The following is a 23,139-nucleotide window of genomic DNA, read 5'->3' as shown; positions in this document are numbered from 1 at the left end:
CATTCATGGCAGGCGCCGTCGTCGCGGCGGCCCGCCGGTCATCCTTGTGACTTATTCGACGTGCTCGCCGTGCAGGATCACGTCGAGGCCTTCGCGCTCCTCTTCTTCCGACACGCGCAGGCCCATCGTCAGGTCGATCAGCTTCAGCAGCACGAAGCTCAGCACGCCGCTGTAGACCAGCGTGATCAGCACGCCCTTGGCCTGCAGCAGCAGGCTGCCGTCGGCGCCGCCGATGTCCTTGACCGCGAACACGCCGGTCAGCAGTGCGCCGAGAATCCCGCCCACGCCGTGCACGCCGAACGCGTCGAGCGAATCGTCATAGCCGAGCTTCGACTTGAGCCACGTCGCCGACCAGAAGCACACGACGCCGGCGGCGATGCCGATCACGAGTGCGCCCGCCACACCGACGAAGCCGGCCGCCGGCGTGATCGCGACGAGACCCGCGACCGCACCCGACACGATACCGAGCACCGACGGCTTGCCCTTCGCGATCCATTCGGCAAACATCCAGCCGAGTGCCGCGCAGGCCGTCGCGACTTGCGTCGTCAGCATCGCGAAGCCGGCACGGCCGTCAGCCGCGACCGCCGAACCCGCGTTGAAGCCGAACCAGCCGACCCACAGCATCGAGCCGCCGATCATCGTCAGCACGAGGTTGTGCGGCGCCATCGATTCGCGGCCGTAGCCGACCCGCTTGCCGAGCACCAGGCACGACATCAGGCCCGCGATACCGGCGTTGATGTGCACCACCGTGCCGCCCGCGAAGTCGAGCACGCCGTCGGCCGACAGCCAGCCGGTCGGCTCCCACACCATGTGCGCGATCGGCACATAGACGATCAGCGACCAGAGCGTCATGAACACGAGCATCGCCGAGAACTTCATCCGGTCGGCGAACGCGCCGCAGATCAGGGCCGGCGTGATGATCGCGAACGTCATCTGGTAGACGAAGTAGACCGATTCCGGGATCGTCGGCGCGAGGTGGCTGACGGTCAGCGTCGTCGCCTTGTCGCCGTGGATGTAGTTCATCCCGTGCAGGAACGCGCGCGACAGGCCGCCGATGAAGCCGTTGCCCGGCGTGAACGCGAGGCTGTAGCCGACCACCGTCCACAGCACCGTGATCAGCGCGGTGATCGCGAAGCTCTGCATCACGGTCGCGAGCACGTTCTTCTTGCGGACCATGCCCGCGTAGAACAGCGCGAGGCCGGGGATCGTCATGAACAGCACGAGCGCGGTGGAGGTCAGCATCCACGCGGTGTCGCCCGAGTTGATCTTCGACGAATCGACGGAGAACGGCGCGGTCGGCGCGGCGGGGGCGGCCGGTGCCGAAGCGGCGGCGGCAGCCGACGCGTCGGTGGCGCCCGAGGCCGGTGCGGCGGCAGCGGCCGTGGCGGACGCGTCGGTGGCAGCCGGCGTCGAAGCGGCCGGCGCGGCGGCAGCCGAGGCGTCGGAAGCCATTGCGGCGGGTGCGGACGCAGCCGCGGCGGACGCCGCGTCGTCGGCAAGCGCGGAGCCGACGCCGGCCGCGATCAGCGAGCCGGCCATCAGCAGGGACATCAGAAGTTTGCGCATCTTGGGTTTCCTCTTGTCGCTTGTCTTGTCTGTTCTGTTACAGCGCGTCTGCGCCCGTCTCCCCGGTGCGAATCCGGATTACCTGTTCGATCGCCGTGACGAAGATCTTGCCGTCGCCGATCTTGCCGGTGCGCGCAGCCCGCTCGATCGCCTCGACCGCCTGGTCGACGAGATCGTCGGACACGGCCGCCTCGATCTTCATCTTCGGCAGGAAATCGACCACGTATTCGGCGCCGCGGTACAACTCGGTGTGCCCCTTCTGGCGTCCGAACCCTTTCACCTCCGTCACCGTGATGCCCGAGACGCCAAGCGCCGACAGCGCTTCGCGCGTCTCATCGAGCTTGAACGGCTTGATGATTGCGGTAATGAGTTTCATGAAGTCCTCTCGCTGGGTTGTCCCGTCGAATTGGTTGGAATGTTGTAGCGGACTCTTCTCAGCAACTCGCATGCCATGTCGGGTCGAGCACCGTCTCAAAAGGCTTCATCAAGGGGGCGCATCACGTGATGTAAGGTGCGGAAGCCCGGCCGAATGGCCAACGTGGCCCGGTTTGCTGGCGCGGCGAAAGGATCGTTGCTAGAGTGCACGCACGTCCCGGATTGCCGGGCCATTCACCCATGCGGGCGCCATGCCCGGAATTCGCGCTCAGTGCGCACCATTTCCGGTCATGCGTGCATCATGGGCACGTACGCAACTGAAGATGCACATTTTTTGTGCAAGGAAGGGGAATCACATGAAGCAACCCAGCGACGTTTTCAACGATCTGCAGTCGCGCGTCAGCGACCTGCTGAAAAACTCGCCGGCCAAGGACGTCGAGCGCAACGTGAAGGCCATGCTGTCGCAAGGCTTCTCGAAACTCGATCTCGTCACGCGCGAGGAATTCGACACGCAGGCGCAAGTGCTCGCCCGCACCCGCGTGCGCCTCGAGGAACTCGAGAAACGCGTCGCGGAACTCGAGCAGAAGCTCGCCGCGCCGCAAGCCTGACGCCCGACCCGGCCGCAAGGTCCGGGCGCGAGCCGCCGCGTGCGGTTCGCGCCCGCCGCCCGAAGCACTGAAGCACTGAAGCACTGAAGTCACCGTATCGCTCTTCGTCGTCCGTCGTTCTCCGCAGCACCCCTGCTCTTCGCTGTTCATCGCTCTTCGCAGTTCGTCGTTCCGCAGTGCCTCGTTCTTTCCCCGCGCCACGCCGGCAAGCGCGCACCGATTCCTCCGATTCCCGCGGCATGCGGCCTCGAACGGCCGTCGTCCGTCCGCCTTGTTAAAGGAGCCTCGCCATGTCGCTCGCCGTGGTGCGCAGTCGCGCGCCCGCCTCCGGCCGTGCGCCGGACGTCACCGTCGAAGTCCATCTCGCCAACGGGTTGCCGTCGTTCTCGATCGTCGGCCTGCCCGATCTCGAAGTCCGCGAAAGCCGCGAGCGCGTCCGTGCCGCGCTACAGAACTGCGGCTTCGACTTCCCCGTGCGCCGCATCACCGTCAACCTCGCGCCGGCCGACCTGCCGAAGGAGTCGGGGCGGTTCGACCTGCCGATCGCGCTCGGCATCCTCGCCGCGAACGGCCAGATCCCGGCCGACGCGCTGGCCGGCCGCGAATTCGCGGGTGAACTGTCGCTGACGGGCGCGCTGCGGCCGATGCGCGGCGCGTTCGCGATGGCGTGCGGCGTGGCGCGGGATTGGCAGTCCGCGGAAAGTGGCGCGGCTTCCGGTCTGGGTTCCGGCTCGCTTTCCGGTTCAGGCAACGATGGCCGGGGAGCCAGCCCGGAGCCGGGCTCCGCCACCACGCCGAACGCCCCCGAGCTGTACCTGCCGCTCGCCAGTGCCGCCGAGGCTGCGCTCGTGCCGGGCGTCACCGTGTTCGGTGCGCCGGACCTGCCCTCGCTGTGCGCGCACCTCACCGGCGCGCCCGACGGGCGGCTCGCCCCGGTCGCGGCACCGTGCCTCGACGGCCTGCCGATGCCGGCCGCCCCCGATCTCGCCGACGTGGTCGGCCAGCGCGGCGCGCGCCGCGCGCTGGAAGTCGCGGCGGCGGGCGGCCATCACATGCTGATGATCGGGCCGCCGGGGGCGGGCAAGTCGATGCTAGCCGCCCGGCTGCCGGGCCTCCTGCCGCCACTGACCGATGACGAGGCACTGACGTCGGCGGCGCTCCTCTCCGCGAGCCGCCTCGGCTTCTCGCCCGCGCAGTGGCGCCGGCGGCCGTTCCGCGCACCGCATCACTCGTCGAGCGCCGCCGCGCTGGTCGGCGGCCGCAACCCGCCGCAACCGGGCGAGATCACGCTCGCGCACCTCGGCGTGCTGTTCCTCGACGAACTCCCGGAATTCGACCGGCACGTGCTCGAGATGCTGCGCGAGCCGCTGGAGGCCGGCCGCATCACGATTTCACGCGCGGCCCAGCAAGCCGACTTTCCCGCTGCGTGCCAGTTGATCGCCGCGATGAATCCGTGCCCATGCGGCTGGCACGGCGATCCATCCGGACGCTGCCGCTGCTCGCCGGACGTCGCCGCGCGCTACCTGCGCAAGCTGTCGGGGCCGCTCGTCGACCGCATCGACATCCAGATCGACCTGCCCGCGCTGTCGCCGGCCGAGCTGGCGACGCGCGCGTCGGCACCCGGCGAGCCGAGTGCGGCGGTGGCCGCGCGGGTCGCGCGGGCGCGTGCGCTGCAACTCGACCGGCAGGGCAAGACGAATCACATGCTGAGCGGCCGCGAGACGGACGACCTGTGCCGGCCGACCGACGAAGGCGAACGCCTGCTGCGCGAGGCCGGCGAGCGCTTCGGCTGGTCGGCGCGCGCGTATTACCGCGTGCTGAAGGTCGCGCGGACGATCGCCGACCTGGCCGGCGACCCGCTGCCGACGGCCGCGCAGATCGCCGAAGCCATCCGCTACCGGCGCGCGCTGACGGCACTCTGAACGCCCTCGGAGGACAAAATCCGGCTGTCAAGACTTGACTTATACACAATTCCACGCATCCGGCCCCGGATCAGGGTTCGGCGAAGCCTTTGCAGCACGGAATCCGCATCTCGTTGTTTTGATTGATTTTTCTCAAATCGCGAGCGAGCGACCAAACGGGCCGGAAGGCCGTCCCGCGCGGCTTGGCGGGAAATCCGGGCAACTTTTCAACAAAGTTATCCACATGCGCTGTGGATAGCCGGAAAAACCCCGCAAAATCCGGCGACTAGCGTCGAAAGCTGCGAATGAACTTTCAGTTGTCACAGAGTGTCCCAGCGCCCTCTCCGGCCACCGTCAATCGAGTTTGAACGACCCGAAAAACTGGTCGAGCTGCTCCTGCGCAAGCGGCCCGTCGGCAATCACGACGGCCTGGTACGCGTGCCGGCCGCGCGCGGCGAGCCGCGCGACGATCGTCTTGTGCGTGCGATCGCCGCCGGCGGCCGCGCCCGCGATGCGCAGCTCGAGCCCATTTACCGCGCCGCCGGCCGCGAGCGGCACGGGCACCGAAGCCGTCTGCGGCGCGCCTTCGAGGTTGCGGGACAGCCCGGCGCGCAGGAAGTCGAGCGCCGCGCGGCGCGTGTCGTCTCGGTCGTCCGGCAGCGTCAGCGTGCCGACCGCGAACACCGCGCCGTCAACGTGCGCGGCCTGCATCCGCATCGGCATCGACGCGCCGTCGATCGCCACCGGCTGTTCCTCGACGGTCGGCTTCGCCGGCAGGTCGATCGTGTAGCCGGCGTCGTTGTGCAGCGTGCGCCAGTCGTACGACGGCGAGCACGCGGCCAGCGCGACGCTCGCGCACGCGAGCGCGGCGAAGTGTCGCAGCGGACGAAAAAGGGGGCGCAACGAAACGGTGACTTCCTTCGGCATGGCGTCGATCGGGCAGGAAAAAACGGGCATTATCCGCCGAACCTGAAATCCGGGATGCGTGGCCGCCGCCGGTGCGCAAGCCGCATTCGCGCTAAAATGGGCGCCGAATTTCGATGTCCTTTGCATCGATCCGCGTCATCGACCGACTCCGAGAGCACCAGATGAACACCACGCCTCCCGTCCGGCGCAGCGCCGGCCCCGTCCGCTACCTCGTCGCCGCCGTCGTCGTCGCGGCGATCGCCGTCGCCGGCTTCTTCGCGTTCAACGGCAAGTCCACCGTGCCGGACGCCACGTTCACGCTGCTGTCGGGCCAGAAGGTTTCGACTGCAGGCGACCTGAAAGGCAAGGTCTATCTCGTGAACTTCTGGGCGACGAGCTGCGCAACCTGCATGCAGGAAATGCCGCAGATGGTCGACACCTACAACCGCTTCAAGGGTCAGGGGCTGGAATTCGTCGCGGTCGCGATGAACTACGATCCGCCGATGTACGTCGCGAACTACGCCCAGACGCGTCAGCTGCCGTTCAAGGTCGCGCTCGACGACGGCAGCGTCGCGAAACAGTTCGGCAACGTGCAGCTCACGCCGACCACCTTCGTCGTCGACAAGGACGGCAAGATCCTGAAGCGCTACGTCGGCACACCGCAGTTCGCGGAACTCGACGCGCTGCTCAAGAAGGCACTCGACAGCAACGCGGCCTGAGCGCCGCCCGATCCGGATCGAAGGGCCGCGCACCGCGCCCTTCCCCGCACGACGGACCGCACGACCGGGCAACCCGGTTCCGCGGTCCGTTGGCTTTTCAGCGCTCGGTTTCGCCTTTCGCCGACAGGCCGTAGCGCTTCATCTTCTCGTACAGCGTCGCCTTGCCGACATGCAGCCGGTCGGCCGTCGCGGCGACCGCGCCGCCCGTCTGGTTAAGCGCCTCGGCGATCACCGCGCGCTCGAATTGCTCGATGCGCTCCTTCAGCGTCTGCTCGTTGTCCGCTTCGTCGCCGCCCACGCCCGTCTCCTGCGGCATGTCGGCCACGCCGAGCACGAAGCGGTCGGCCGCGTTGCGCAGCTCGCGCACGTTGCCGGGCCAGTCGCGCTGCATCAGGCTCGCGCGCTGCCGGTCGGTCAGCACCGGCGCGGGCCGCGCGTAACGCACGGCCGCATCGAGCATGAAGTGCTCGAACAGCGGCACGATGTCCTCGCGGCGCTCGGCAAGCGGCGGCAGCGCGATCGTCACGACGTTGAGGCGGTACAGCAGGTCGCGCCGGAACGTGCCGGCCGCGACGAGCTCGCCCATGTCGCCCTTCGCTGCCGCGACGACGCGGCAGTTCACGCGGATCGGCTGGTTCGAGCCGAGCCGCTCCAGCACGCCGTCCTGCAGCACGCGCAGCAGCTTCACCTGCAGCGCGAGCGGCATGCTTTCGATTTCGTCGAGGAACAGCGTGCCGCCCGACGCATATTCGAGCTTGCCGACGCGGCGCTTCGCGGCGCCGGTGAACGCGCCGGGCTCGTAGCCGAACATCTCCGACTCGAACATCGGCTCGGGCAGCGCGCCGCAATTCACCGCGATGAACGGCTTGTCGCGGCGCGGCGACAGCTCGTGCAGGCTGCGCGCGATCAACTCCTTGCCGGCGCCGGTGTCGCCGTTGATCAGCACCGACGCATCGGTCGGCGCGACGTTCGCGATCAGCTTGCGCACCTGCTCGATCGCGGGGCTGCGGCCGATGATGCGCGGCGCGACGACGTTCTGCCCGGCCAGCTCGCGCCGCAGCGCGTGGTTCTCGAGCACGAGCTCGCGGCGCTCGAGCGCGCGGCGCACCGTCTCGATCAGGCGCTCGGCCGCGAACGGTTTTTCGATGAAGTCGTACGCGCCGTCTCGCATGGCCTGCACGGCCATCGAAATGTCGCCGTGCCCCGTGACGAGGATCACGGGCACGTCGGGCACGCGCTCGCGGCACTGCGCGAGCACGTCGAGCCCGCTCGCGCCGGGCAGCCGGATGTCGCTGACGATCGCGCCGGCGGTATCCGCGACGATCGCCTTCTCGGCCGCTTCGGCCGACTCGAAGCCGGCGACGTCGAACCCCGCCAGCTGAAGGCTCTGCACACTTGCCCGGCGAACGAGCGCGTCGTCTTCGATATAGATCACTTGCAGCCGGTTGGCCATCGTACTCACTTGCTCCTGACGGGCCGCGCGGCGGCAGCGCGCGCGGCGTCGTTGATACCGATCGTGCGCCGATCGGGCGGGCGGCGTGGCGCGCCTAGCGCGAGCCCGCCGGCTCGGACACGGAGTCGGGATGATGCGTGCGGGCGCGCCGCAGCGTCAAGACGAACAGCGCGCCGCCCGACGGCGCGTTGCGCGCGGTCAGCGCCCCGCCCGCGTCGCTCGCGATCGACGACGAGATCGCGAGGCCAAGCCCGAGCCCGCGCCCCATTTCCTTGGTCGTGAAGAACGGCTCGAACAGGCGCGGCAGCAGGTCGGGCGCGATGCCGCAGCCGTTGTCGCGCACCTCGACGGCGAGCGTCGCCGCCGACACCGCGATCGTCACCTCGATCGCCGGCGCCGCAACCCCGGCGACCGCATCGAGCGCGTTGCCGAGCAGGTTGATCAGCACCTGTTCGAGGCGCAGGTCCTCGCAACGGGCGACGAGCTCGGGATAGTCGCGCGCCAGGTCGAGCGGCGCATCGTGCGCGGGCGACACGGTCGCGTCCTGCAGCGTCAGCGTGAGCGCGACGCCGCGCAGCCGCTCGTCGAGCAGCGACAGCACGCTGCGCAGCGCGCGCACGACGAGCGCCTGCTCGTTGCGCGGCTTCGCGCGGCCGACGAACAGCTTCAACTGGTTCGTGATCTTGCCCATCCGCTCGGTGAGCGCGGCGATCGCCTCGAGGTTTTCCCGCGCGGCCGCCTGCTCGCCGCGATCGAGCAGCACGCGCGTGTTGTCCGAGAAGCTGCGCAGCGCCGCGAGCGGCTGGTTCAGTTCATGCGTGATGCCGGCCGCCATCTGGCCGAGCGCGGCGAGCTTGCTCGCCTGGATCAGCTCGTCGTGCGCGGCGCGCAACTCCTGCTCCGCGCGAATCCGGTCGCCGACTTCCTTCTGCAATTGCTCGTTCGCCTCCGACAGGTCGGCCGTGCGCTCCTCGACGCGCCGGTTCAGCTCCGCGTACGCCTGCTGCAGCAGCGCGCGGCCGCGGATCATTTCGCGCACGCGCGCGCGGCGCATCCGCCAGTAGAACGCGAGCAGCGCGACCGACACGAAGCCGAAGCCCGTGACGATCGTCGCGTTGCGCGCATCGGCGTCGACCGGCGCGATCGGCGCGAGCGTGACGAGCAGCCAGTCGGGCTCGCCGATCCTGCGCTTGCTCGCGAGGAAGCGCGGCGCGCGCAGGCCGGGGCCGAGGCGCACGATCTCCGCATCGGGGCCGAGCACCTGCTCGATGCGCAACGGCAGCGGCGTGACGGGTTGCTGCGCGTACTGGCGCGTCTCGTAGATCGACGCGGCGACGGGGCCCGTGAGCGGCCGCAGCGTGTGGTACTTCCACGCGGGCACCGACGACAGGAACACGACGCCATGGTCGTCCGCGACGACGAGCGGCTCGGACGCATCGGCGCCCTGGAACCATTCGAGGTTGAGCTTCACGACGACGACGCCCGCGATCTTGCCGTCGCGCCACACGGGCTGCGAGATGTAGTAGCCGGGATCGCGCGAGATCGTACCGATCCCGAAGAAGCGGCCGACCTGGCCTTTCATCGCATCGAGGAAATACGGGCGGAAACGGTATTCGATCCCGACGAAGCTGTCGGGCGCGCGCCAGTTGCTGGCGGCGACACACAGGCCGTCCGCGCCGATCACGTAGGTGACGGTCGCATGCGCGTGTTCGTTGAGGTCTTCGAGATAGCGATTGACGCGCGCGGTGTAGTCGGCGCGCTTTGGCGCGGCGAGCAGGTCCTGCACGTACGGATGGCTGCCGAGCAGATAGGGCAGCGATTCGTAGCGGTCGAGCGTGCTCTTGAGCGCGTTGGTGGTGCGGTCGACGCGCACCGCGGCGTTGCGCTGCAGCTCGGCAACGCCGCGCCGCCAGGTCATCGTCCACGTCAGCGTGCACGCCGCGGCGAGCGCGGCGGCAAGCACGACGAGAATGAGCAGGCGGCGCGTCACGGTCGAGGCTTCCTGACGATGCGGATCGCCTATTGTGTCATAGGCTTCCGCCTCTTCGCCCCGGCTGCCGCGGGCCGCGCCGCCGGCGAGCGGCGCCGCCGCCTGCTCGTTCATGGCGTCAGACGCCGGCCGTCTCGGTCGCCGCGACCTCGCCGCCGCCCTTCAGCGCCTGGCGCAGCTTGTTGCGGTCGAGCTCCTTCTCCCAGGCCGACACGACGACCGTCGCCACGCCGTTGCCGACGATGTTGGTCAGCGCGCGGCATTCGCTCATGAAGCGGTCGATGCCGAGGATCAGCACCATGCCCGACAGCGGGATCGTCGGCACGACGGCCAGCGTCGCGGCAAGCGTGATGAAGCCCGCGCCCGTGACGCCGCTCGCGCCCTTCGACGTCAGCATCGCGACGGCCAGCAGCGTGAGCTGCTGCATCCACGTCAGTTCGATGTTGGTCGCCTGCGCGATGAACAGCACGGCCATCGTCATGTAGATGTTGGTGCCGTCGAGGTTGAACGAATAGCCGGTCGGCACGACGAGGCCGACGACCGAGCGCGAGCAGCCGGCCTTCTCGAGCTTTTCCATCAGTTGCGGCAGCGCGGCTTCCGACGAGCTCGTGCCGAGCACGATCAGCAGCTCTTCCTTGATGTAGGACACGAAGCGGATGATCGAGAAGCCCGTGACGCGCGCGATCGTACCGAGCACGACGAGCACGAACACGACCGACGTCAGGTAGAACGTGCCGATCAGCTTGAGCAGCGGCACCAGCGAGCCGACGCCGTACTTGCCGATCGTGAACGCCATCGCGCCGAACGCGCCGATCGGCGCCAGCTTCGTGACGATGTGCACGATGCCGAACAGCACGCGCGTGAGCCCGTCGATGAAGTCGGTCACGACGCGGCCGCGCTCGCCGAGGTGGGCGAGCACGCTGCCGAACAGCAGTGCGATCAGCAGGATCTGCAGGATCTCGCCCTGTGCGAACGCATCGACCATCGTGTTCGGGATGATGTGCATCAGGAAGTCGACCGTCGACTGCCCGTGCGCCTTCGCCGCGTACGACGCAACGGCCTTGCCGTCGAGCGTCGCCGGATCGATGTTGAAGCCGACGCCCGGACGCAGGATGTGCGTGGCCGCGAGGCCGAGCACCAGCGCGAAGGTCGACACGACCTCGAAGTACAGCAGCGCCTTGCCGCCGACGCGGCCTACCTTCTTCATGTCCTCCATGCCGGCGATGCCGGTCACGACCGTACAGAAGATGATCGGGCCGATCACCATCTTGATCAGCTTGATGAAGCCGTCGCCGAGCGGCTTCATGTCGGTGGCGAGCGCCGGGTAGTAGTGACCGAGGATCACGCCGACGATGATGGCGAAGATCACCTGCACATAGAGCACTTTGTAGAAGGGTTTCTTCTTCACGATGGTTCCTGCAGAAGTAGATGAGCCGATGGAAACGGCGTCACGCGCGCAGGCGAATGCCAGGGGAGTCATTCGCCCGCGCGGCTGCCGTGCCGCAACAAGCGATGCCTCACGACATCCGGAGGGGGAGGAAGGCAGTGGTCATCGATTGTCTCCTGTGGACCCAGGCCGGCGCTTCGGCGCTTACCGGGTCTCATGCAACGCTTGGTTTAATAGTCCGGCCGGGGGATGGCCGTGCGATTTATAACGCAAGGTCGATGCCAGGCTTTCGTAACCCGTCAAGCCATTGTTTTCATTGTATTTCTCATAATGCGGCAGGCAAGGAAATCCGGTATTCCGGATTTCCGGAAAATATCCGTCCGGCGATCCGGACGGATGCGCTCATCCGTCGGATCAATCAGTGCTGCACGGCGCGGCCGGCCAGCACACCCGTCTGCGCGTAGAACTCCTGCTGCGCGAAGGCCTCGCGCTCGCGCCGGGCGCGCTCGCCGCGATCCGCGAGCGAGCCGGCGACGATCCCGATGAACGCGAGCGGCACCGACACGAGCGCCGGATTGTCGAGGAACACCGGCGCGTGCGCGTGATGCAGCACGTCGACCCACACCGACTTCGACAGCACCGTGAGCGTGACCGCCGACCCGAGGCCCAGGCCGCCGCCGAGCACCGCGCCGCGCGTGGTCATCCCGCGCCAGAAGATCGACATCGCGAGCACCGGGAAATTCGCGCTCGCGGCCACCGCCGCGACGAGGCCGACCATGAACGCGACGTTCACATGCTCGAACAGGATCGACAGCCCGATCGCGACCGCCGACAGCGCGATCGTCGCCGCGCGCGAGATGCGCATCTCGACGCGTTCGTCGGGCTTGCCGCGCGCCCACATCTGCGCATAGAGGTCGTGCGAGATCGTCGTCGCGCCGGCGAGCGTCAGGCCCGCGACCACCGCGAGGATCGTCGCGAACGTGACGGCCGCGATGAAGCCGTAGAACCAGTTCCCGCCGACCGCCTGCGCGAGCTTCACCGCGACCATGTTCGAGCCGCCGAGCAGGTCGTGCGTGAGGTTGAACGTGCCGTTCGCGCCGAGCTTGAAGAACTCCGGATGCTGCGCGAGCAGCACGATCGCCGAGAAGCCGATCACGAAGGTCAGCAGGTAGAAGTAGCCGATGAAGCCGGTTGCGTACAGCACCGACTTGCGGGCTTCCTTCGCGTTCGGCACCGTGAAGAAGCGCATCAGGATGTGCGGGAAGCCGGCCGTGCCGAACATCAGCGCGATGCCGAGCGACAGCGCGTTGGCCGGATCGCGAATCAGCTTGCCGGGGCCCATGATCGACAGCGCCCCCGGATGCACGGCCACCGCGCGGCGGAACATCTCGTCGATGCTGAAGCCGAATTCGCCGAGCGCGAGCACGACGAGCAGCGTCGCGCCGCACAGCAGCAGTACGGCCTTGATCACCTGCACCCAGGTGGTCGCGGTCATCCCGCCGAAGAACACGTACACGACCATCAGCACGCCGACGATCAGCTCGGCCGTGCCGTACGACAGCCCGAACAGCAGCTGGATCAGCTTGCCCGCGCCGACCATCTGCACGACGAGGTACAGCACGACGATCGTGAGCGAATTCGCGGACGTCAGCAGCCGGATCGGCCGCTGCGCGAAGCGGTACGCGACGACGTCGACGAACGTGAACTTGCCGAGGTTGCGCAGCGGCTCGGCGATCAGGAACATCACGAACGGCCAGCCGACCAGAAAGCCGATCGAGTAGATGAGCCCGTCGAAGCCGAACATGAACACCATCCCCGACAGCCCGAGGAACGACGCGGCCGACATGTAGTCGCCCGCGATCGCGAGCCCGTTCTGCAGCCCGGTGATGCCGCCGCCGGCCGTGTAGAAGTCGCGCGTCGAGCGCGTGCGGCGCGCGGCCCAGCGCGTGAGCGCGAGCGTCGCGAACACGAACGCGAAGAACATCCCGATCGCGACCGGGTTCAGCTCGACCTTGTCGGGCATCGGGCCCGCGACCGATACGGCACGCGCGGCGCAAGAAACGAGCCCCAAGGGAACAGCAAGCGCGCCGGGCGCGATCGAAGTATGTCGCATGTCGGCCTCCGTCAAGGACGCTGCAGGATCGCGTCGACGCGGCGGTCGAACGCACGGTTCGCTCGCAGCACGTAGCACGCGGTCAGGCCGATCGCGACCAGGATGATCGCGACGCCCGTGGCGATCCCGACCGTCGTCGTCGCGCCGCGGTACAGCGGCGCGGCGAGCACGTGCGGCGCGAGCGCGACGAGCAGGATGAAGCCGTAGTACGTGGCGATCATCAGCGCCGTCAGCGTGAAGCTGAAGCGGCGCCGCGCACGCACGAGCTGCTGGTAGTCGCGGCGCGCCGTGACCGATTCGATGACGGAAAGCTCCATGGTGTCTGTCTCCTGTCCCATGCTTGGCGGTCGCCCGGCGCCGGCCCTTCAGCGCCCGCGCCGGTCCCGCCGAATGCCCTCGTCGTGTCGCGAGGGAGGTGTTGTGGATGGCCGGCGCGTCAACCGATCCGCCCGCGCCGCGGCGGAGAAAGGCAATCCGGTGAAAGGGACGATGCGCGCGTCAGACCACGCGCCCCGCACGCAGCCGCGCAACCTCGTCGGCCGGCATGCCGAGCCAGCCGCCGAGCACCGCCTCCGTATCGGCACCGAGCACCGGCGGCGCACCGCGCACCGGCAATCGCGCGCCGTCGAACCGATACGGCGGCGCAAGCACGTCGACGCCGCCCGCGACCGGGTGCGGCTGCCGCGTGACGAGCCCCGCGCTCGTCGCGCGCTCCGACTTCAGCGCTTCGTGCAGCCCGAGCACTTCGCCGCACGGAATGCCCGCATCGGCGAGCGCCGCGAGCAACGTCGCGCGCGACCGGCGTGCGAGTTCGCCGCGAATCTCGGGCAGCAGGTCCGCACGGTTTTCCGAGCGGCCGAGATTGGTCTTGTATCTCGCGTCGGCCGCGAGGTCGGGCCGTTCGATCGCATCGCAGAAGCGCGCGAACTGCGTGTTGTTGCCGACCGTGATCACGAGCGGGCCGTCGGCCGCATCGAATACGCCGTACGGCACGATCGACGGATGCGCGTTGCCGTAGCGCGGCGGGTCCTCGCCCATCAGCAGCGCGTCGAGCCCGTAGTACGCGGTGATCATCAGCCCACAGTCGAACAGCGCCATCTCGATGCGCCGCCCGCGCCCCGTCGCATGGCGCTCGTACAGCGCGGCGAGGATCGCCTGCGCCGAATACATGCCGGTGAACAGGTCGACCGCCGCGACGCCGAACTTCAGCGGCGGCTGGCCGGCCTCGCCGTTCAGCGCCATCAGCCCGGCCTCGCCCTGCACGACGAGGTCGTAGCCGGGCCGCGCGGCCTCGGCGCCCGAGCGGTCGTAGCCGGAGATCGCGCAATGCACCAAGCGCGGATTCAGCTCGGCCAGCGCGTCGTAGCCGAGCCCGAGCTTTTCCGCGCCGCCGAACTTGAAGTTGTGGAGCACCACGTCGGCCTGCGCGGCCAGCTCGCGCGCGAGCCGCCGCCCTTCGCCGGTCTGCAGGTCGAGACAGATCGAGCGCTTGCTGCGGTTCACGCTGTTGAAGTAGGTCGTCTCCGTGTCGCCGATCCTCAGGCCCCAGTCGCGCGTGTCGTCGCCGCGCGCCGGATGCTCGACCTTGATTACTTCCGCGCCGAAATCGGCGAGCACCATCGCACACCACGGGCCCGCCAGCACGCGCGAGAAATCGAGCACCTTCACGCCGGCCAGCGGCAATGCGCGCGATTCGTTCGTCATCCTTGTCTCCTCCATTCGCGTGGTGCGCCTTTACTGTTTCGACAGCGCGATGTAGCGCGCGAGATGGTGATCCTCGTCGCCGAGCTGGTGATCGATCATCACGAGGCGCTTCGCGTAGTGCGACAGCGGCAGCTCCCACGTCATCCCGATCCCGCCGTGCAGCTGGATGCTCTCTTCCGCGACGAGCGTGCCGATCCGGCCGATGCTGGTTTTCGCCGCCGCGAGCGCGCGTTCACGCACCACGCGCGGCGCATCGAGCTGCGCGGCCGCGTTGATCACGGCCGAGCGCGCCTGCTCGACTTCGAGCAGCAGGTCGGCCATCCGGTGCTGCAACGCCTGGAAGCTGCCGATCGGCATGCCGAACTGCTTGCGGGTGCGCAGGTAGTCGAGCGTGTACGCCTTCGCGACGTCCATCGCGCCGAGCGCTTCCGCCGACAGCGCGAGCAACCCGTAGCCGAGCACGCGTTCGAGCAGCTCGGCGCCGGCTTCGCCGTCGTGCGCGCCGAGCGCGGCATCGGCCGGCAGCGCGACGCGTTCGAAGCGCACTTCGGCCGCGCGGCCTCCGTCGATCTTCCGGTAGTCGCGCAGCGATACGCCCGGCGCATCGGCCGGCACGACGAACAGGCCGATGCCGGCCGCGTCGTCATCATGACCTGACACGCGCGCGCTGACGACGAAGAACGCCGCCTGCGCGGCCTGGTCGACGACGCCCTTCGCGCCCGTCAGCACCCAGCCGTCGCCCGAGCGTTCGGCGCGCGTGCGCACGGTCGTCAATTCGTAGTGCGAGCCCGGCTCGTCGTGCGCGAACGCGGCGCTCGCGCTGCCGTCGATCAGCGCGGCGAGCCGGTCGCGATGCGCGGCGCCGCCGGCGAGCGACAACGCGCGGCCCGCGAGCAGCGCGCCGAGGAACGGCTCGACGACGAGCCCGCGCCCGAGGCATTCGAACACCACGGCGATGTCGAAGCCCGCGCCGCCGAACCCGCCGTCGGCTTCGGAAAACAGCGCGCCGACGGTGCCGAGTTCGGCAAAGCGCCGCCACATCGCGCGATCGAAACCCTCGGCCGACTGCGCGATGCGATCGCGCACCGGGAACGCGTACTGTTCGGCGATGAAGCGGTTCAACGTATCCGCCAGCATCCGGCGGTCTTCTGTGTGCTGGAAATCCATCGTCGCGTCCCTCGTTACAGCCCGAGCATCATCTTCGCGATGATGTTCTTCTGGATCTCGTTCGAGCCGCCGAAGATCGACAGCTTCCGGTTGTTGAAATACTGCTGCGCGGCGCTCGCGGCTTCGTCCGGTCCGACCGGCTCGCCGTCGTAATCGGCATCGAGTGCTTCCTCGAAGAACGGCTGCGCATACGGCCCCATCGCGCGCCGCATCAGCGCGGTGATCTCCTGGCGGATCTGCGTGCCGCGGATCTTCAGCATCGAGCTTTCCGCGCCGGGCGCGCCGCCGCCCGCGACCGCGGCCAGCACGCGCAGGTTGGTCGTGCGCATGTTCTCGAGTTCGATCTCGACCCGTGCGACGCGCGCCGCGAAGAACGGATCGTCCGCGAGTGGCCGGCCGTTCTTCGTGACCTTCGCGGCGACCGCGCGCAACCGGTCGAGCGCGGCCGTCGAGAAACCGATGCCGGCGATGTTGGTGCGCTCGTACGTGAGCAGGTATTTTGCGTAGGTCCAGCCGCGGTTCTCTTCACCGACGAGGTTGGCCGCCGGCACGCGCACGTCGGTGAAGAACACCTCGTTCACCTCGTGCTCGCCGTCGAGCGTGACGATCGGGCGAACCTCGACGCCCGGCGTGTTCATGTCGATCAGCAGGAAGCTGATGCCTTCCTGCTTGCGCACGTCGGTCGCGGTGCGCACGAGGCAGAAGATCATGTTCGCGTAGTGGCCGAGCGTGGTCCACGTCTTCTGGCCGTTCACGACGTAGTGCTCGCCCTGCGCGTCCACGCCGCGCACCGCACTCGTCTTCACCGCCGCGAGATCGGACCCGGCGCCCGGCTCCGAGTAGCCCTGGCACCACCAGTCGGTGCCGTCGAGGATGCGCGGCAGCCAGTGGCGCTTCTGCGCTTCGTTGCCGTACTTGATCAGCACGGGGCCGAGCATGTTCACGCCGAACGGCACGATGCGCGGCGCACCCGCGAGCGCGCATTCGTTGTCGAACAGGAACTTCTGCGCGACGCTCCAGCCGGGGCCGCCGTATTCGCTCGGCCAGTGGCTCGCGAGCCAGCCGCGCGCGTTGAGGATGGCATGCCATTCGCGCATGTCGTCGCGCGTGAGATGCAGGCCGCCCTTCACCTTGCGCGCGATGCGCGCGGGCAGTTCGGCTTGCAGGAAGCGCTGCACTTGCGTGCGGAAGGCTTCCTCTTCGGGAGTGAAATTGAGGTCCATCTTCGGTCCGTGGCGAATGCGGTGGGCGTTCAGTCGATGCGGTTCAGGCTCGCGAAATCCGCGCCGCGCGCGACGAGATCGACGAGCAGCGGCGACGGCTTCCAGAACAGCGGATCCTCCTTCGCGAACGCGCGGATATCGGCGAGCACGTTCGCGAGGCCGACCGTGTCCGCGTAATGCATCGGGCCGCCGCGATGGCGCGGGAAGCCGTAGCCGTACAGGAACACCGCATCGACATCGAGCGGGCGCAGCGCGATCTTCTCGTGCACGACGTTCGCGCCTTCGTTGATCATCGCGGCGAGGTAGCGGCGCAGGATCTCGTCGTCGGTGAACTTGCGCGGCGTGACGCCCTTCTTCGCGCGCTCTTGCGCGACGATCGCCTCGACTTCCGGGTCCGGCGTGCCGACGCGCGCACCGTCCGGATACAGGTAGTAGCCGCGCGCCGTCTTCTGGCCGAACCAGCCGCGCTCGCACAGCCGGTCGGAAATCTCCACGTAGCGCGCCCGCGGGTCGCGCGTCGCCGCGCGGCGCTTGCGGGTCGCCCAGCCGATGTCTCCGCCCGCGAGATCGACGACCTGGAACGGCCCCATCGGGAAGCCGAATTCGCGCACCGCGCGATCGATCTGGTACGGCGACGCGCCGTCTTCCATCAGGTAGTCGGCCGCCGTGCGATAGACGGCGAGGATCCGGTTGCCGATGAAGCCGTCGCACACGCCCGCGCGCACCGGCGTCTTCTTCAACTGCTTCGCGAGCGCGAACGCGGTCGCGACGACGTCCGCGCTCACGCGCGCCGGCACGACGATCTCGAGCAGCTTCATCACGTTGGCCGGCGAGAAGAAATGCAGGCCGATCACGTCGGCCGGCCGGTCGATGCTCGCGGCCAGCGCGTCGATGTCGAGATACGACGTGTTGGTGGCGAGCACCGCGCCCGGCTTGCACACCCGCGCGAGTTCGGCGAACACGGCCTGCTTCACGGCCATGTCCTCGAACACGGCCTCGATCACGACGTCGGCCTGCGCGAGCGCATCGTACGACGTGCTGCCCTTGAAGCGCGCGAGCCGCGCGGCGTGCGCGGCCGGCGTCATCCGGCCTTTTGCGACGAGGCCGTCGTACACCTTCTCGACGTGCGCGCGGCCACGCGCGAGCGATGCTTCGTCGCGTTCGATCATCGTCACCGGCAGCCCGGCATCGAGCGCCGCGACCGCGATGCCAGCGCCCATCGTGCCGCCGCCTACCACGCCGATCCGCTCGACCGGCCGCGCGCTCGCGCGCCGCGCCTCGGGCGCCTTCGCCGCTTCACGCTCCGCGAAGAACGCATGCACGAGGCCCGCGCGCTGCGGGCTGTCGATGCACTGCAGGAACAGGGTGCGCTCGAGCTTCATCCCCGCGTCGAACGACTGCGTGAGCGCGGCCTCGACCGCGTCGACGATCTTCGCGGGCGAGAACAGGCCGCGCGATTTCTTCGGCAGCTCGGCGCGCGCCGCATCGATCGCGGCCTGCGCGGACGCGCGGTCGGCGAGCCCCTGCGCATCGCGCGTGCGGCGCACCGGCGCGCCGAGCGACACGAGTTCCTGCGCGTAGGCAAGGCCTTCGGCGAGCGTGTCGTCGCTGTGCGCGAGACGGTCGACCAGGCCCAGCGCGAGCGCTTCTTCGGCGCTTGCATGACGGCCCGTCAGCATCAGGTCGAGCGCGGCCTTCGCGCCGATCAGGCGCGGCGCGCGCTGCGTGCCGCCCGCGCCGGGCAGCAGGCCGAGCGTGACTTCGGGCAGCCCGAGCTTCGCGCCGGGCACCGCGAGCCGGTAATGCGCGGCGAGCGCGACCTCGAGGCCGCCGCCGAGCGTCGCGCCGTGCAGCGCGACCACGACCGGCTTCGCGCCGGACTCGATCCGCTCGCATACGTCGGGCAGCGACGGCGGCACCGGCGGCTTGCCGAACTCGCGGATGTCGGCGCCCGCGATGAAGTTGCGGCCGGCGCCGACGATCAGCACCGCGCGGATCGCGTCGTCGGCCTGCGCGGCGTCGAGCGCGTCGGCGAGGCCGCGCCGCACATCGGCCGACAACGCGTTGACGGGCGGGTGGTCGATCGTGACGACGAGCACCTTGTCGCGCCGCTCGCGCGTGACGATGCCGGCAGGGCTGGTGGGGGAAGCGGGTGAGTTCATCGTGTCTCCTTGACGCGGCGGCCGGTGCGTCGACGCCGGTTCGTGGCTCGCGGCCACGCGAGCGGCGCCGGGGCACCAGCCCCGGTCCCGCACGAAGCGGGACAAGATCCGGCCTGACGCCGGGCATGACCCGATTCTCGATTGATCTAGATTCATTGACAATTCCCGCACGCCTTTACAAGCTGTCAAGTCTGACTTGACATTGAATGCTTTCCGACCGTTAAACGGGACGGATCAGGAGCACACGCATGGACCTGAACGCGCTGACGCTGCTCGTCGAGATCCTCGACGCCGGCAATCTCAGCAAGGCCGCGCAGCGGCTCAAGATGAGCCGCGCGAATGTCAGCTACCGGCTGAACCAGCTCGAGCGCTCGATCGGCCAGCAGCTCGTGCGGCGCACGACGCGGCGCATCGAGCCGACCGAAATCGGGCTGAAGCTGTACGAGCACGGCCGGCGCATCCGCAACGAACTGCTCGCCGCGCAGGAATCGGTGACGACGCTCGGCCAGGACCTGCAGGGCCGCGTGCGGCTGTCGGTGCCGAGCGGCTACGGGCAGATGGTGATGTCCGACTGGCTGCTCGCGTTCAAGCGGCTGCATCCCGGGATCGTGCTCGACGTCGTGTTCGAGAACCGCGTGGAAGACCTGATGCGCGACGAAATCGACATCGCGGTGCGCGTGATGCCGGAGCCGCCGCAGAACCTCGTGGCGCGCGACATGGGCGCGGTACGTTACGTCGCGTGCGCGTCGGCCGCATTCGCGGCCGAGCACGGCATGCCGTCAAGCCTCGGCGCGTTGTCGGCCGCCCCCGTCGTCACCGCGACGGTGATGGGCCGGCAGCTCAGGATCGCCGCGTATCTCGGCGACGAGCGCCATGAGGTGCTGCTCGAGCCCACGCTGATTTCGGAGAACTTCCTGTTCCTGCGGCAGGCGATTCTCGGCGGGATCGGCGTCGGCATCGTGCCCGACTACGTGGTGCAGGACGACATCCGGCGCGGCACGGTCGTCACGTCGCTCGACGCGTACCGGCTCAGCATCTTCGGCACGCATATGTACATGCTCTACATGCCGAACCGGCACCACACGCGTGCGACGTCGACGTTCATAGAGTTCATCCTCGAACAGGCCGGAAAGACCGGCCGGGGCGGGCCCGGCGCGATGCGTCAGGGTTTCCTGTCGGGTGACAAGCCGCCGGCCGCGCGGCGACAATAGCGCGCCCGGGGCGGGCAGCCGCGTTGCGCCCGCACCGTCGCCTCCTTCGAATTCACTGCTGCCGAGGGTTCAATGTTCGACCGGATTCGTCCGCATTCGCGCTCCTGGACGCTGCTCGCCGCCGTCGCGCTCGTCGCGTTCAACACCGGCTGCACGTCCCCGTCCACGCCGTCGTCGGGCGCGGTGGTGCCCGTCGCCGCCGCATCGGGCGCCGCCGTGCCGCTGCCCGGTTTTCATGCGCCCGAGCTGTCGTCCGGCTGGACCGACAAGCCGGGCTGGACCTCGCAGCACTTCATGATCGCGGCCGCGAACCCGCTCGCGACGCAGGCCGGCTACGACATGCTGAAGGCCGGCGGCACCGCGATCGACGCGGCGATCACGACGCAGATGGTGCTCGCGCTCGTCGAGCCGCAATCGTCGGGGATCGGCGGTGGCGCGTTCCTGCTGTACTTCGACGGCAAGGCGACGCAGGCCTACGACGGCCGCGAAACCGCGCCGGCCGCCGCGACCGATCGCCTGTTCTACGGGCCGACCGGCCAGCCGATGCGCTTCTACGAAGGTGTCGTCGGCGGGCGCTCGGTCGGCACGCCGGGCGTGCTGCGCATGCTCGACGCCGCGCACCGCGCGCACGGCAAGCTGCCGTGGCGACGGCTGTTCCAGCCGGCGATCCGGCTCGCCGAGCACGGCTTCACGATCAGCCCGCGGCTGGCGACGCTGATCGCCAACGACAAGTACCTGAAGAACGACCCGGCCGCGCGCGCGTACTTCTACAACCCGGACGGCACGCCGAAGGCGGCCGGCACGGTGCTGAAGAACCCGGCGCTCGCAACCGTGCTGCGCCAGGTCGCCGAGCGCGGCGCGAACGCGTTCTACACCGGCGCGATCGCGCGCGACATCGTCACCAAGGTGCGCAGGCACCCGACCAACCCGGGCCTGCTGTCGCTGCAGGATCTCGCACACTACAAGGCGAAGGTGCGCGCGCCGCTGTGCACCGACTACCGTCGCTCGGTCGTGTGCGGGATGCCGCCGCCTTCGTCGGGCGGCCTCGCGATCGCGCAGATGCTCGGCATTCTCGAGGCGATGCCCGACTGGCAGCAGATCGGCGCGCAGAAGCCGGTGCGCAACGATGTCGGCTACGAGCCGACGCCGTTCGCCGCGCACCTGTTCAGCGAAGCCGGGCGCCTCGCGTATGCGGACCGCGCGCGCTACGTCGCCGATCCCGATTTCGTGCCGCTGCCGGGCGGCAACTGGGCGAGCCTCACCGACAAGACCTATCTCGCGCAGCGCGCGCACCTGATCGGCGACAGCAGCATGGGCGTCGCGCAGGCCGGCACGCCGCAGGGCGCGACGCTCGCGATGGCCGACGACCGCAGCCCCGAGTTGCCGTCCACGTCCGACATCGCGATCGTCGACCGCTATGGCCAGGCGCTGTCGATGACGACCAGCATCGAGGACGCGTTCGGTTCGCGGCTGATGGTGCGCGGCTTCATGCTGAACAACCAGCTCACCGATTTCTCGTTCGTGTCGAACGACAACGGCCGGCCGGTCGCGAATCGCGTGCAGCCCGGCAAGCGGCCGCGCTCGGCGATGTCGCCGGAGCTCGTGTTCGACAAGAAGACGAAGCAGGTGACGATGGTCGTCGGCTCGGCCGGCGGCCCCGCGATCATCAACCACGTCGCGAAGACGCTGGTCGGCGTGCTCGACTGGGGGATGACGATGCAGCAGGCGATCGCGCTGCCGAACTTCGGGTCGATGAACGGGCCGACGCAGCTCGAACGCGGCCGCGTGTCGGACGCGCTCGCCGACGGGCTGAAGGGCCGCGGGCACGACGTGCAGGTCGTCGAGATGAACTCGGGGCTGCAAGGGATCCAGCGGCTGAACGTGCAGGGGCAGACGGTGTGGTTCGGTGGGGCCGATCCGCGGCGGGAAGGGGTGGCGATGGGGGAATGACACCGGCAGGCGGGCACCTCGATCTCGCGTAGACTGGCACCCTCTGCCCTCGAGGAGCCGCGACATGAATTCGACGACACTCGTGCTGTATGTCATCACCGTATCCGCCGTCACGGTCACGCCCGGCCCGACGATGCTGCTGGCGCTGAACAACGGTGCCACACGCGGCATGCGCATCGCCGCTTACGGCATCGCCGGAGCGGCGCTGTCCGACCTAATTCTGATCGGCGCGGTGGGATGTGGGCTCGGCGCACTCATGCAAGCGTCGGAACACCTATTCGTCATGCTGAAGTGGGCGGGCGCCGCGTACCTGCTCTACCTCGCCTGGGCGCTCTGGCGTGCCCCTACATCCCTGCCGTTGGCCGACACCGTGCGAGCAGACGGAGCACGCGACGGCCGCTCCGCATTCAAGCGCTCGCTGCTTGTCGCACTATCAAATCCGAAGGGCTTGCTGTTCTTTTCGGCATTCCTGCCGCAGTTCATCCAGCCCCAATCGAACGTCGCGGCCCAGTACGCGACGCTCGCGATTCTGACGGCCACGATCGATGTCCTGTTGATGGGCGCTTACGCGGCAAGTGGCTATCACGCGATGAAGGTCATGTCCGACAAAGCCCTGAAATGGCTCAATCGCGGCTGCGCCGGCATGCTGGCCGGGCTAGCAGTTGCCCTCAGCCTCTATCGACGCGGCACCGCAACCTGATGCG

The 23,139-nt window shown here is 68.8% G+C and carries 17 protein-coding genes and 2 pseudogenes; 7 read left to right on the top strand and 12 right to left on the bottom strand.

The window, feature by feature from the left end; all coding sequences use genetic code 11:
* Positions 1-51 precede the first annotated feature (51 nt).
* Positions 52-1,566 carry an ammonium transporter gene (locus LGN17_RS32665; protein WP_226201013.1) on the bottom strand — a complete coding sequence of 505 codons (1,515 nt, stop codon included), beginning with the start codon at positions 1,564-1,566 and terminating at the stop codon, positions 52-54.
* Positions 1,567-1,603: 37 nt separating this feature from the next.
* Entirely contained in the window at positions 1,604-1,942 is a 339-nt protein-coding gene (locus LGN17_RS32660) for a P-II family nitrogen regulator (RefSeq protein ID WP_027789049.1), read from the bottom strand.
* A gap of 355 nt (positions 1,943-2,297) precedes the next feature.
* Between LGN17_RS32660 and LGN17_RS32655 the strand changes: the two genes are divergently transcribed.
* The 3 genes and pseudogenes from LGN17_RS32655 to LGN17_RS32650 form a co-directional block, all read left to right on the top strand.
* Positions 2,298-2,549: an accessory factor UbiK family protein gene (locus tag LGN17_RS32655; protein WP_006489451.1), complete on the top strand. Its 252-nt coding sequence runs from the start codon at positions 2,298-2,300 to the stop codon at positions 2,547-2,549.
* A 290-nt stretch (positions 2,550-2,839) separates the two neighbouring features.
* A pseudogene (locus LGN17_RS36920) lies at positions 2,840-3,242 on the top strand (magnesium chelatase domain-containing protein); the annotation flags it as partial.
* Between the two features lie 83 nt (positions 3,243-3,325).
* A pseudogene (locus tag LGN17_RS32650) lies at positions 3,326-4,471 on the top strand (YifB family Mg chelatase-like AAA ATPase); the annotation flags it as partial.
* Between the two features lie 333 nt (positions 4,472-4,804).
* Here the strand turns inward: LGN17_RS32650 and LGN17_RS32645 are convergent.
* Positions 4,805-5,377, bottom strand: coding sequence for a hypothetical protein (locus LGN17_RS32645; protein WP_226201011.1), 573 nt, complete (start codon positions 5,375-5,377; stop codon positions 4,805-4,807).
* Between the two features lie 161 nt (positions 5,378-5,538).
* Between LGN17_RS32645 and LGN17_RS32640 the strand changes: the two genes are divergently transcribed.
* The gene (locus LGN17_RS32640) at positions 5,539-6,075 is read left to right on the top strand and encodes a TlpA disulfide reductase family protein (RefSeq protein ID WP_226201010.1); all 537 of its coding nucleotides are present in this window, start codon (positions 5,539-5,541) and stop codon (positions 6,073-6,075) included.
* A 97-nt stretch (positions 6,076-6,172) separates the two neighbouring features.
* Here LGN17_RS32640 and LGN17_RS32635 read toward each other — a convergent pair whose 3' ends face one another.
* The 9 genes from LGN17_RS32635 to LGN17_RS32595 all read right to left on the bottom strand — a co-directional run bounded on the left by LGN17_RS32635 (position 6,173) and on the right by LGN17_RS32595 (position 19,274).
* On the bottom strand, positions 6,173-7,528 hold the full coding sequence (locus LGN17_RS32635; RefSeq protein WP_226201078.1) for a sigma-54-dependent transcriptional regulator: 1,356 nt from the start codon (positions 7,526-7,528) through the stop codon (positions 6,173-6,175).
* Between the two features lie 94 nt (positions 7,529-7,622).
* Positions 7,623-9,632 (bottom strand): sensor histidine kinase, encoded by a 2,010-nt coding sequence (locus tag LGN17_RS32630; protein ID WP_226201009.1) that lies wholly within the window; start codon positions 9,630-9,632, stop codon positions 7,623-7,625.
* Positions 9,633-9,636: 4 nt separating this feature from the next.
* A complete protein-coding gene (locus tag LGN17_RS32625) occupies positions 9,637-10,926 on the bottom strand; it encodes a dicarboxylate/amino acid:cation symporter (RefSeq protein ID WP_175951439.1) in 1,290 nt (429 codons plus the stop codon).
* Positions 10,927-11,323: 397 nt separating this feature from the next.
* The gene (locus LGN17_RS32620) at positions 11,324-13,018 is read right to left on the bottom strand and encodes a cation acetate symporter (RefSeq protein WP_226201008.1); all 1,695 of its coding nucleotides are present in this window, start codon (positions 13,016-13,018) and stop codon (positions 11,324-11,326) included.
* A gap of 11 nt (positions 13,019-13,029) precedes the next feature.
* Positions 13,030-13,335, bottom strand: coding sequence for a DUF485 domain-containing protein (locus LGN17_RS32615; RefSeq protein ID WP_175951437.1), 306 nt, complete (start codon positions 13,333-13,335; stop codon positions 13,030-13,032).
* Between the two features lie 181 nt (positions 13,336-13,516).
* A complete protein-coding gene (locus tag LGN17_RS32610; RefSeq protein WP_226201007.1) occupies positions 13,517-14,722 on the bottom strand; it encodes a CaiB/BaiF CoA transferase family protein in 1,206 nt (401 codons plus the stop codon).
* Between the two features lie 30 nt (positions 14,723-14,752).
* Complete coding sequence (locus LGN17_RS32605; RefSeq protein WP_226201006.1) at positions 14,753-15,889, bottom strand: acyl-CoA dehydrogenase family protein; 1,137 nt, start codon at positions 15,887-15,889, stop codon at positions 14,753-14,755.
* A 14-nt stretch (positions 15,890-15,903) separates the two neighbouring features.
* Positions 15,904-17,112: an acyl-CoA dehydrogenase family protein gene (locus LGN17_RS32600; protein ID WP_226201005.1), complete on the bottom strand. Its 1,209-nt coding sequence runs from the start codon at positions 17,110-17,112 to the stop codon at positions 15,904-15,906.
* Between the two features lie 29 nt (positions 17,113-17,141).
* Positions 17,142-19,274 (bottom strand): 3-hydroxyacyl-CoA dehydrogenase NAD-binding domain-containing protein, encoded by a 2,133-nt coding sequence (locus LGN17_RS32595; RefSeq protein ID WP_226201004.1) that lies wholly within the window; start codon positions 19,272-19,274, stop codon positions 17,142-17,144.
* 248 nt (positions 19,275-19,522) lie between these two features.
* Here LGN17_RS32595 and LGN17_RS32590 point away from each other — a divergent pair, with 248 nt between their 5' ends.
* From LGN17_RS32590 to LGN17_RS32580, 3 genes are all read left to right on the top strand, one after another.
* Positions 19,523-20,485, top strand: a complete 963-nt coding sequence (locus tag LGN17_RS32590) for a LysR family transcriptional regulator (protein WP_175951432.1) — start codon at positions 19,523-19,525, stop codon at positions 20,483-20,485.
* A 72-nt stretch (positions 20,486-20,557) separates the two neighbouring features.
* Positions 20,558-22,435: a gamma-glutamyltransferase gene (gene ggt / locus LGN17_RS32585; protein ID WP_226201003.1), complete on the top strand. Its 1,878-nt coding sequence runs from the start codon at positions 20,558-20,560 to the stop codon at positions 22,433-22,435.
* A gap of 64 nt (positions 22,436-22,499) precedes the next feature.
* Entirely contained in the window at positions 22,500-23,135 is a 636-nt protein-coding gene (locus LGN17_RS32580; RefSeq protein WP_175951430.1) for a LysE family translocator, read from the top strand.
* The last annotated feature ends 4 nt before the right edge of the window (positions 23,136-23,139 follow it).

It is taken from the genome of Burkholderia sp. AU30280 (assembly GCF_020420125.1).
In the GTDB taxonomy this organism is placed as follows: domain Bacteria; phylum Pseudomonadota; class Gammaproteobacteria; order Burkholderiales; family Burkholderiaceae; genus Burkholderia.
This window is presented reverse-complemented; position numbering and strand designations above follow the sequence as displayed.

Excerpts from the sequence above, each read along its gene's own strand:
- LGN17_RS32665 (WP_226201013.1), bottom strand. The coding sequence starts at position 1,566 with ATGCGCAAACTTCTGATGTCCCTGCTGATGGCCGGCTCGCTGATCGCG.
- LGN17_RS32660 (WP_027789049.1), bottom strand. The coding sequence starts at position 1,942 with ATGAAACTCATTACCGCAATCATCAAGCCGTTCAAGCTCGATGAGACG.
- LGN17_RS32655 (WP_006489451.1), top strand. The coding sequence starts at position 2,298 with ATGAAGCAACCCAGCGACGTTTTCAACGATCTGCAGTCGCGCGTCAGC.
- LGN17_RS32645 (WP_226201011.1), bottom strand. The coding sequence starts at position 5,377 with ATGCCGAAGGAAGTCACCGTTTCGTTGCGCCCCCTTTTTCGTCCGCTG.
- LGN17_RS32640 (WP_226201010.1), top strand. The coding sequence starts at position 5,539 with ATGAACACCACGCCTCCCGTCCGGCGCAGCGCCGGCCCCGTCCGCTAC.
- LGN17_RS32635 (WP_226201078.1), bottom strand. The coding sequence starts at position 7,528 with ATGGCCAACCGGCTGCAAGTGATCTATATCGAAGACGACGCGCTCGTT.
- LGN17_RS32630 (WP_226201009.1), bottom strand. The coding sequence starts at position 9,632 with ATGAACGAGCAGGCGGCGGCGCCGCTCGCCGGCGGCGCGGCCCGCGGC.
- LGN17_RS32620 (WP_226201008.1), bottom strand. The coding sequence starts at position 13,018 with ATGCGACATACTTCGATCGCGCCCGGCGCGCTTGCTGTTCCCTTGGGG.
- LGN17_RS32615 (WP_175951437.1), bottom strand. The coding sequence starts at position 13,335 with ATGGAGCTTTCCGTCATCGAATCGGTCACGGCGCGCCGCGACTACCAG.
- LGN17_RS32610 (WP_226201007.1), bottom strand. The coding sequence starts at position 14,722 with ATGACGAACGAATCGCGCGCATTGCCGCTGGCCGGCGTGAAGGTGCTC.
- LGN17_RS32605 (WP_226201006.1), bottom strand. The coding sequence starts at position 15,889 with ATGGATTTCCAGCACACAGAAGACCGCCGGATGCTGGCGGATACGTTG.
- LGN17_RS32600 (WP_226201005.1), bottom strand. The coding sequence starts at position 17,112 with ATGGACCTCAATTTCACTCCCGAAGAGGAAGCCTTCCGCACGCAAGTG.
- LGN17_RS32595 (WP_226201004.1), bottom strand. The coding sequence starts at position 19,274 with ATGAACTCACCCGCTTCCCCCACCAGCCCTGCCGGCATCGTCACGCGC.
- LGN17_RS32590 (WP_175951432.1), top strand. The coding sequence starts at position 19,523 with ATGGACCTGAACGCGCTGACGCTGCTCGTCGAGATCCTCGACGCCGGC.
- ggt (WP_226201003.1), top strand. The coding sequence starts at position 20,558 with ATGTTCGACCGGATTCGTCCGCATTCGCGCTCCTGGACGCTGCTCGCC.
- LGN17_RS32580 (WP_175951430.1), top strand. The coding sequence starts at position 22,500 with ATGAATTCGACGACACTCGTGCTGTATGTCATCACCGTATCCGCCGTC.